Origin of the sequence: Arthrobacter sp. (genome assembly GCF_048266065.1) — a bacterium.
GTDB lineage: Bacteria > Actinomycetota > Actinomycetes > Actinomycetales > Micrococcaceae > Arthrobacter_H.
In genome coordinates this window covers 25,169-34,519 of record NZ_JBLXAH010000018.1, presented here as the reverse complement: position 1 = coordinate 34,519, position 9,351 = coordinate 25,169, and the positions used below count along the sequence as shown (strand labels likewise).

At 64.7% G+C, this 9,351-nt stretch carries 8 protein-coding genes and 1 pseudogene; all 9 read right to left on the bottom strand.

The features are described from left to right. Positions 1-93 (bottom strand): annotated as a pseudogene (locus ACN0TP_RS18130) (succinyl-CoA--3-ketoacid-CoA transferase); the annotation flags it as partial. A 2-nt stretch (positions 94-95) separates the two neighbouring features. Then, on the bottom strand, positions 96-1,028 hold the full coding sequence (locus ACN0TP_RS18125) for a 3-keto-5-aminohexanoate cleavage protein (protein WP_417221336.1): 933 nt from the start codon (positions 1,026-1,028) through the stop codon (positions 96-98). A gap of 58 nt (positions 1,029-1,086) precedes the next feature. After that, the gene (locus ACN0TP_RS18120) at positions 1,087-1,866 is read right to left on the bottom strand and encodes an SDR family oxidoreductase (protein ID WP_417221334.1); all 780 of its coding nucleotides are present in this window, start codon (positions 1,864-1,866) and stop codon (positions 1,087-1,089) included. Between the two features lie 112 nt (positions 1,867-1,978). Next, the gene (locus tag ACN0TP_RS18115; protein WP_417221332.1) at positions 1,979-3,274 is read right to left on the bottom strand and encodes an MFS transporter; all 1,296 of its coding nucleotides are present in this window, start codon (positions 3,272-3,274) and stop codon (positions 1,979-1,981) included. 67 nt (positions 3,275-3,341) lie between these two features. Then, positions 3,342-4,649 carry an MFS transporter gene (locus ACN0TP_RS18110; protein ID WP_417221331.1) on the bottom strand — a complete coding sequence of 436 codons (1,308 nt, stop codon included), beginning with the start codon at positions 4,647-4,649 and terminating at the stop codon, positions 3,342-3,344. Positions 4,650-4,690: 41 nt separating this feature from the next. Beyond that, positions 4,691-5,581, bottom strand: coding sequence for an SMP-30/gluconolactonase/LRE family protein (locus ACN0TP_RS18105; RefSeq protein ID WP_417221329.1), 891 nt, complete (start codon positions 5,579-5,581; stop codon positions 4,691-4,693). 61 nt (positions 5,582-5,642) lie between these two features. After that, positions 5,643-6,719, bottom strand: a complete 1,077-nt coding sequence (locus ACN0TP_RS18100; protein WP_417221326.1) for a LacI family DNA-binding transcriptional regulator — start codon at positions 6,717-6,719, stop codon at positions 5,643-5,645. Positions 6,720-7,155: 436 nt separating this feature from the next. Beyond that, entirely contained in the window at positions 7,156-8,691 is a 1,536-nt protein-coding gene (locus ACN0TP_RS18095; protein ID WP_417221323.1) for an MDR family MFS transporter, read from the bottom strand. A 181-nt stretch (positions 8,692-8,872) separates the two neighbouring features. Then, complete coding sequence (locus tag ACN0TP_RS18090; protein WP_417221320.1) at positions 8,873-9,340, bottom strand: MarR family winged helix-turn-helix transcriptional regulator; 468 nt, start codon at positions 9,338-9,340, stop codon at positions 8,873-8,875. Positions 9,341-9,351: the final 11 nt, after the last annotated feature.

Sequence of the window (9,351 nt, the reverse complement as noted above, 5' to 3'; positions counted from 1 at the left end):
CGACAACCCAAAACCGCCCACGGCGATCGAGGACCCATCCCCGATATCAGCCACGGCTTCCGCCGCCGAGGCAACACTCTTATCCATTGCCATGCCTAGAATCCCACCTTGTCCGCGCCTTTGAGCTGGAGCATTTCGCGGGCCTCGTCCGGTGTGGCGACTTCGAAGTTCAGCGCCTCAAGGATCGTACGTATCCGTGTCACTTGCTCTGCGTTGGAGGCGGCTAGCTGGCCAGGCCCGATCCACAGAGAATCCTCGAGTCCCACACGGACGTGCGAGCCCATGGCCGCTCCAATGGTTGCAAGTGGCATCTGGTTCTTTCCGGCTCCGAGGATGGACCACTGGTAGTCGTCGCCCAGCAGGCGGTCGGCGGTACGGCGCATGTGCATCAGGTCCTCTGGGTGGGCGCCGATGCCGCCCAACAGGCCGAAGACTGACTGCACGAAGAGGGGGCCGCGTGCCAGTCCTCGACCATGGAAATGGGCGAGGTTGTTCAGATGGGAGATGTCGTAGCATTCGAACTCGAACCGGGTGTCGTTGGAGTTGCCGATGCCCAGGATGGTCTCGATGTCTGCGAACGTGTTCTTGAAGACCAGATCGCGAGACTTCTCCAGCCCCTCCCGCTCCCACTCGTGCTGGAACTCAGGGTAGCGGTCCAGCATCGGGTAGAGCCCGAAGTTCATTGACCCCATGTTGAGGGACGCCAGCTCGGGTTTGAACGTGGCGACCGGGAGCATGCGTTCCTCGACGCTCATGTGCGGGGAGCCACCGGTGGTGATGTTGATGATTGCGTTGGTGTTCGCCTTGAGCTTTTCCAGGATCGGTTCGAAGTGCTTCGGGTCCTGCGAGGGGCGCCCGTCCTGGGGGTCGCGCGCGTGCATGTGAACGATCGCTGCACCTGCTTGTGCTGCTCCGATGGCCGCATCGGCGATCTCGTCTGCTGTGATGGGCAGGTGTGGCGACATGGTGGGGGTATGGATGGCGCCGGTGACGGCTGAAGTGATGATGACTTTGCGCTTGGAGGCCATGGTGGGTCCTTTGGATTTGTGCCGTGGTGTGGTGGGGCTGTGAGGAGTACGACCGGGATTAGTAGAGCTTTTCGGTGTTGCCGTCCACGGCCATCGCCTGGCCGTTGACGCTGCGTGCCAGGCCGCTGGCCAGGAACACGGCCATATTGGCGATGTCGGACGCCTCGACCAGGCGGTTCAGTGACGACTGGCGGTGATAGAGGTCGGAGACCTCCGCCACCGGACGGCCCAGCATGGTGGCCTTGGCTTCGATGACCGCATTGATGCGTGGGCCGTTCACGGCGCCGGGGCATATCGCGTTGACGCGGATCCCGTCATCGCCGAGTTCGATTGCCAGGGTCTTGGTGAGCCCAACGACCGCCCATTTGGAGGCGGAGTAGGGGCTTCGCCCCGCCATGCCCAAGCGTCCGGCTGCGGAGGAGAGGTTCACGATCGCACCGTCCTCGGCGGCCCGGAGCATCGGCAGGGCGTGCTTGATGCAGTAGAACTGCCCGTGGATGTTCACGTCGAATGTCGTCTTCCAAGCTGCGGCGTCCAGGGTCTCGATGGGCCCCGTGGGTCCGGCGATGCCGGCGTTGTTGACCAGCACGTCCAGCCCGCCGAGTTCGGCGGCGACGGTGTCCATGAGTGCGCGGACTTGGTCCTCATCGGAAACGTCGCTCACCGCGGCGGCGAAGCCGGCCGCCTGGGCCGATTCGACGGCCGCCTCGTTGATGTCGGTGACGAACACGGCCGCGCCGAGTTCCTGGAAGCGGGTGGCGATGGCCAGCCCGATGCCGGCGGCGCCGGCAGTGACGAGGACCTTGCGGTCGGTGTAGGTCAGTCCTGTGGAATCCACGGTGATGCTCCTTCGTGCGGTGGATGGTAATGAAAACTGGTGCTGCCGCGAGGTGGGCGGCGCAGGACGCTTGTCGCCAGCGCCGCCCACCTGTTCTTGACCGTGCTGGCAGCTAGTGTCCGGCGATGGTGGCCTTGGGCGGGTCCTCGGAGCCGCGCTTGAGCCAGCGGGTGAGGATCGCACCGATCGCGCACATCACGACGATGAACCAGAGGCCCGCGAACTTGGACCCCGTGGCATCCTCCATGAAGCCCATGACGTAGGGGCCGAGGAAGCCGCCGAACAGGCCCACGGTATTCACGAACGCGATGCCGCCGGCCAAAGCAGCTCCGGAGAGCCGGGTGGCGGGGTAGGTGAAGAGGATCGGCTGCAGGGCAAAGAAGTTGAACGCGGCCAGGCAGAAGCCGATCAGGCCCAGGACTGGGCCGCCGATCGCACCGAGGGTGAAGCCTGCGACGACGCCAACCATTGTGCATGTGGCGATCAGCCGGGAACGGCTGGCGTTGGTGGCCAGACGGGGGAGCAGCAGGGCGCCGGCGGCGGAGAAGATCCACGGAATGGCGGTCAGCAAGCCGATCTGGATGGTGCTCAGTTCGCCGTAGGTGCCGATGATCGAGGGCAGGAAGAAGCTCAGTGCGTACACGGCGATCTGGTGGGTGAAGTAGATGGCCACGACCAGCAGGATCTGCTTGTCCTTGAGCACGTGGCGCAACTTCGAATTCCCGGAGGCCTCGGCGCCGGCTTTCTCCTCGACGGCGATGCGGGACTCGAGGTCTTCGGCCTCGGCTCGGGTGAGAAACTTGGCATCTGTGGGCTTGTTGGGCAGGAACTTCCAGACGATGAACGCCAGTGCGCAGGCGGGGAGGCCTTCGACGATGAACATCCATTGCCAGCCGTGCAAACCGCCCATCCCGTCCAGAGTCAGCAGCACGCCGCCGAGTGGGGCCCCGATGATATTGGCGAGCGAGACGCCGAGCAGGAACATGCCGTTGGCCTTGGCGCGGTCGTTGGCAACGAACCATTGGGTGAGGAAGTAGATGACGCCGGGGAAGAGTCCGGCCTCGGCGACGCCGAGGAGCATGCGCAGGAGGTAGAAGGACCATTCTCCTTGGACGAGCGCCATGCAGGCCGAGAGGATGCCCCAGGTGATCATGATGCGCATGATCCAGAAGCGGGCGCCTACCTTGTGCATGATCAGGTTGGACGGGATCTCGGAGAGGGCGTAGGTCAGGAAGAACAGTCCGGCGCCCACGCCGTAGGCGGTGGCGGAGATGCCGAGGTCGATTTCCATACGGTCCTTGGCCATGCCGATGTTCGTTCGATCCAGGAACGCCATGACGTACGCGGCGATCAGCAGCGGCATTATGCGCCGGAAGATGAGCTTGTTGACGATGTGCGGTGGCCTCATTGCCGTCGCTTTCGTGGGTATGGACATGACTGCCTTCTGGTTGATGGGTGTGCGGGGGTGGCGCGAATCAAGCCACCGGTTGTTGCGTCTGCTTCAGTTCCCGTGACTTTGAGTCGCTGCGTGCGAACAGCTGCAGGATGACGCCGAGGAGAGCGAACGCTGCCATGGCTAGGAAGCAGACGACGTACCCCGTGCGCTGTTCCCATCCGCCTCCAAGCGTGATGAGTTGCCCCATGAGGATGGGGGCGATGCCCCCACCGATGAACATGGCGGTCGTGACGATGCCATTGGCGGTGGATGTTGCCCCTTCCGGGGCGGCATCGGAAGCAGCCGCGTAGTAGATGGGCCAGACGGCGTTCGCCACCAGGCCGAATGCGAGCTGGATGATGACGACCAGTAGGGAGGACGTCGCGAAGTAGAAGGCGGCGACTGAGGCAGCCATCCATACGCCGCAGATGACGATGGTAATCTTGCGCCCGATGACATCCGAGAGGGTTGGCCAGATGATCTGGCCCAGGATTCCAGTGAGGGCGAAGACGACGCTCAGGCCCGCAGAAGCCGCCAGTGAGAGGCCGACGACGTTGAAGAGATAGGCGGGTAGGACCATGTTGATGCCCATGTACACGATCTGAGTCAGCATCGTTGTCCCGGCCGTCAGCGTGATGTTGCGCTCGCGCAATGTCTTCTTCAACAGGCCCTTGGGGCGGGCTGCCTGCGGATCAGCGAGGTCGGGTGGCGTGAGGCCGTGTGCCTCCATGTCGGCATAGAGCTCCTGCATTTTGGCTGGAGTCGAGTACTTTCCCCAAAACAACATCAGCGGTACGGCGATGATCAGGGCCAGGAACAGGGCATAAGACCAGTTCTCGGGACCGAAGGCGGTGATGACCAGCGCCGCGAGGAGGCCTGAGAGAAGGGAACCGATTGGGTATCCGGTGTGGTGTGCACCGAGCGCGAATCCGCGGCGTTCCTTGGGCCACCACTCGGCGGTGTTGCTCACGCCCACCGGCTCGCCCCAGCCGGCGCCGAGGTTGACGCCCACCCGGAGAGCGACAAACGCGACGATGTTGTGGCTGATGAATTTGAAGCCGGAAAGGAAGGACAACGCCGTGTAGCCGATGACCAGCGGGACCTGGAAGCGAGCGCGCTTCCAGCCGCCGCCGTACTTATCGCTCATGGCCGACCCCGGAATGGCCATGACGGCAAGAGCCAGCATCACGACCGAGGCGATCCCACCCCACGCCTCGGGGGAGAGATCGAAGGTTTCAGAGATGGTCGGACCCAGGCGCAGGATGATCTCTCGGTCGTAGGCGTTGAGGATCCAGATGAGCCAGCAGACCAACAGGGACACCCACGAGTACTTGTGAATGGACTTCATTGACAGGGGGATACGGTTCGAGGACATGATGGGCTTTCTGCTTATGCGCCGAAGCGGGGCTCTGGGAGGCCGCGGACGCCGAGGCCGGAAACTGCGAAGAGGGAACCGCGTTGCTGGCCGTCTTCGGGGAAACGGGGCAGTGGTGGCTTCGCCATGGACGTGATGAACAGGGTGTCCATCTCGGGCCCCCCGAACGCGAGACTGGTGACCTTCAGGACGGGGGTTTCGACGATGCGATCCACGGAACCGTCCGGCGCGTAGCGGATGATTTTCCCTCCGTAGACCAGTGCTTGCCACAGGTATCCATCGGCGTCTACGGTCGCGCCGTCGGCGGCCCCGCCGGTGCTCGTGTCCACGGTGGCGAAGGTGCGCCGGTTGGTGGCCGCACCGGTTGAGGGGTCGTAGTCATAGGACCAGATCAGGCCGGTCCAGGTGTCGCTGAAATAGAGCGTGCGTCCATCCGGGCTGAAGCAGGGGCCATTGGAGACGACGATGCCTTCGTCGAGTGTGCTCAACTGACCCTCAGGGGTGAAGCTGTAGAGCCGTCCGCTGGCTTGTTCCTCCAAGGTGTCCATGGAGCCGAAGATGAACCGGCCTTGCCGGTCGACCTTGCCATCGTTCAGGCGGTTGTTTGGAAGATCCGGCTCCGGGTCCACGAGGAGTTCCTGCTCGCCGCTGGCGGCGTCGATCCGATGCAAGCCACTTTTCAGTGCGGCCAGGAAAAAGCTGCCGTCCCGGGAAACAGCCATGGAACCGATGGGTTCGCCGACGTGCCAGGAGCGTAGCTCGCGGCCGTCGTGGGTTGATCGGAAGATGCGTCCGTCGGCGCTGTCGATCCAGTGCAACCGCTGGGATTCGGCGTCCCAAACGGGACCTTCACCCAGTGTCGTCTTGACGTCGAGAAGCACCTCGATATGTGGTGATTTGAGCATGGCGGAAGAGCCCTTCTGCGGGAGGGGATGTGCGTGGAAAATGAGGTTTGCTACGGCGTGGTTAGGCGGGCGCGGGGTCAGGTGGGCAGCCGCAGGTGGTACCCACATGGATGCGGTGCTCGCAGACAGTGTGTGCGTAGGTGGTGCGCGGGGTGGTGATTTGGTTGAGGAGGAGCTCGAAGGCACGCTCGGCCATTGTCTTGACCGGCTGGACGATGGTGGTCATGCGGATTAGCCGGGAGCGGCTGTGCGGCAGCCCGTCGCTGCCGACGACGGCGAGGTCCTCGGGGATGCGTAGACCGAGGGCGAGGGCGTGTTCCATGACGCCGATGGCGATCTCATCGGAGCCGCAGACGATTGCCCGCGGGGGAGTGCGTGAGCCGAGCAATTTCTCGGCGGCGACCAGGCCGCCGTCGGAATTGAGCCGGGTGCTGATCTTGCGCTCGCCGGAGATGGCGACGCCGACCGCTGCTGCTGTACGCACGAATGCCTGCTCGCGGGCGAGCGACGCGGTGGAGAAGCGTGGGCCAATTACAGTCGCGATCTCCGTATAGCCGTGGGCCAGGATATGCGACATCAGGGCAGAGGCCGCGGCATCGTCGTCGATGCCGACAAAGTCGCCGGGGATGTGCTCCGACCGACGGGAGAGGTAGACGTAGGGGATGTGCTTTTGGCGCAAAGTGCGCAGGGCACGCGAGTCCTCACGAAGCGCCGCGGCGATGATCACCCCGTCAACGTTCCGCGCTGCCAGCGTCGAGGCGACCTGGGCCAGGGATTCCGCGTCGTCTTGGGTGGTGGCAACGAAGACCTCAAAGCCCTCGGCGGAGGTGGCGGTGATAATGTGCTGGGCCCATCCGGTGTACATCTGGTTCACGATGTTCGGCAGGATCAACCCCACGACACGGGTGAGTTGCGGGTCGGGGAGCCGGCCGTGCGTCGATGGGCGGTAGCCCAACTCGTTGGCGACTTTGACAACGTGCCTCCTGGTGTCTGCTGAAACACCGGGTTGGCCGTTCATCACATAGCTGACGGTCGCAGCGGAAACGCCACAGGCGCGTGCCACGGAAGCCGCGGAGACCCGTGTTGGACGAGAAGCCACGTCTCCGGGTGCGAGAACGGTCCCGGCTCCGTTTGGCATGGTCTCTCCTTCCGTGGGTTTGCAGCGTGATCGATGTATCTTGCCCGTGTGATGTCCATTACAGGTGGCACTCGATAATTAAGCAACGTTAAGTTCTCTCGCTCAAATCGTCTTAAGCATTTTTATCCAGTGGTTGATCGGGAAAAGCCTCGTCGTCCCGGTGTGCTGTCGGGCTACCCGCGTCATGACGGCCGCCTTGGGCATCCCGCGGGTCTGGCGGTCACCGCCTATCTGGCCGCGGTGTCCATGTTCATCCCGGTGGACGGATAGCTGGTCTTGCGGTCCGAAGCACACCGGGTTTTCCGCATCTCGATCGCAGGTGCATGCTGGCTTGGCACCATGTCCTGACGTACCGAAACACAGCAACCCCCACGAGAACGACGACGGGGCTCCCGCAGGAGCCCCGTCGTCGTTCTCTTGTGCCCGGTGCCCGGTGTCAGGCGTCGATGTCGGCGAGGCGCTTGGCCCCGGCATCCGCCCCGGCTTCCGGTGCCGGTGCGGCAGCCGCTGGGTTCTTGACGAAGAACGAGCACACCACAGCCACCAGACCCAGGATGCCGCCGACGAAGAACGCCTTCTCCGTACCGGAGACCAGGCTCTCCACGGAGTCCAGGCCGGCGGCGGCGGCCAGGGTGGTGCCGACGGTCATCGTGGCGATGAGGATCGCGGTGCCGGACGCGCCGCCGAGCTGCTGCAGCGTGTTCACGATGGCGCTGCCGTGGCCGTAGAGCTCGCGGGGCAGGGAGCTCAGCGCGGTGGTCATCAGCGGGGTCATCAGCATGCCGAAGCCGATGGAGAAGACCACGTGCATGGCCACGATCAGGCCCAGGGGGGTGTCCACCTGCACGGTCGACAGCCACCACTGGCCGGCGGCGAGCATGATCGCGCCCGGGATGACCACGGGGCGCGGGCCGACCTTGTCGTAGAGGCGGCCGATCACCGGGGAGATGATGCCCTGGACCAGTCCGCCGGGCAGCAGCAGCAGGCCGATGGTCAGTACGCTGACGCCCATGCCGTTCTGCAGGAAGATCGGGATGACCATGACGGTGCCCAGCAGGGTGCCCATCAGGAGCATGAGCATCGAGGCCGCGAGGCGGAAGTTGTGGACGGCGAAGGGACGCAGGTCCAGCAGGACCGCGCCGCGGGAGCGCAGGGCCGACTGGCGGGAGATGAACACGGCCAGGGCGACGGCGCCGATGACCAGTGCCGCGATCGGGGCCCAGGCGCCGTGGATCAGTTCGCCGATCGAGGACAAAGCGTAGACGATGCCTCCGAAGGCGACGGCGGAGAGGACGACCGACAGGACATCCAGCGGGGCCTTGCGGACCTCGCCCGAGGTGCGGATGGCGATGATGCCCACGATGAAGACGATGACCGCCACGGGGATCATCAGCCCGAAGACCCACCGCCAGTTCAGCGCGTTCAGGACGAGGCCGGAAAGCGTGGGGCCGATGGCCGGGGCCACGGAGATGACGATCGCGTTCAATCCCATGATGGTGCCGCGGTAGGCCACGGGCACCGACGTCAGGGTGGTGGTCATCAGCAGCGGCAGGATGATCGCGGTGCCGCCGGCCTGGACGATGCGCGCCAGCAGCAGGACCGAGAAGGTCGGGGCGATCGTCGCCAGGACGGTTCCCAGGATGAACATCAGCAGGGCGACGGCGAACAGCCGGCGCGTGGTGAAGCGCTGGAGCAGGAACCCGGTGGTCGGGATGACCACCGACATGGTCAACAGGAACCCGGTGGTCAGCCATTGGGCCGTGGTGGCGTCGACATGGAAGTCGGACATGAGGTTGGGGAGCGCGACACTGAGCACTGTCTCGTTGAGGATCATGATCATGGCCGAGAGCACCAGGGCGGTGATCGTGGCGGCGACGCCCTTCGTGGCGCGCTCGGGGTCGATGGCGCGTGCCGCGGCGGACGCCGTCTCGGTCTCGGGGGAGAGCCCCTCGGGGTGGGTGGAATGGGTCATGGATACCTCGGGATCGTGGTGGGCTTTGCAAGCAGCTCGGCCACGGGACCGGCCGGAAGCCACATCCTCGGAACGGCGGTCGGGAGGTGCGGTGGCACCCCAGGGCAGCACTCTGCTCGAAATTACTTATAAAAGTATAAGTGTTTTTTGGCAGGCTGGCAAATGAGCGGTCTCCGGAGGGTCAGGGGGCAGTCATTTGCGCACTGAGACGGTCGAGGATGCCGGCCGAGCGCCGCAGGTGTTCGCGCTCCGCCGGGGTCAGGTGCGCCGCGGCGCCTGCGATCTCGCCGGCCCAGGCGCCCTCGAACAGTGTCTTGATGCGTTGGGCCTCGGCGGTCGCCGTCAGCGAGACGTATCGGCGGTCGGAGGCGTCCCGGTTGCGGGTGACCAGTCCGCGGGCCACCAGGTCCTTGAGCTGGGTGCTGACGTTGCTGAACTGGCGGTCCAGGCGGGCGGCGAGTTCGGCGACGGTGATGCCGGGGTGGGCCTCGATGGCGCGCAGGATGTCCAGCATCCCGTTCGGCAGGGGCCCGTAGCCGGTTCTCTCGTGCGAAGCGCGCCGGATGTGCTCGGAGATGTCGACGATGGCCGCCGCCAACTGCAGGTACTCGGTGGCGTGGGCGCTCTCCGGCCGCTTCTCGGTGTCCATCGAACCATCAT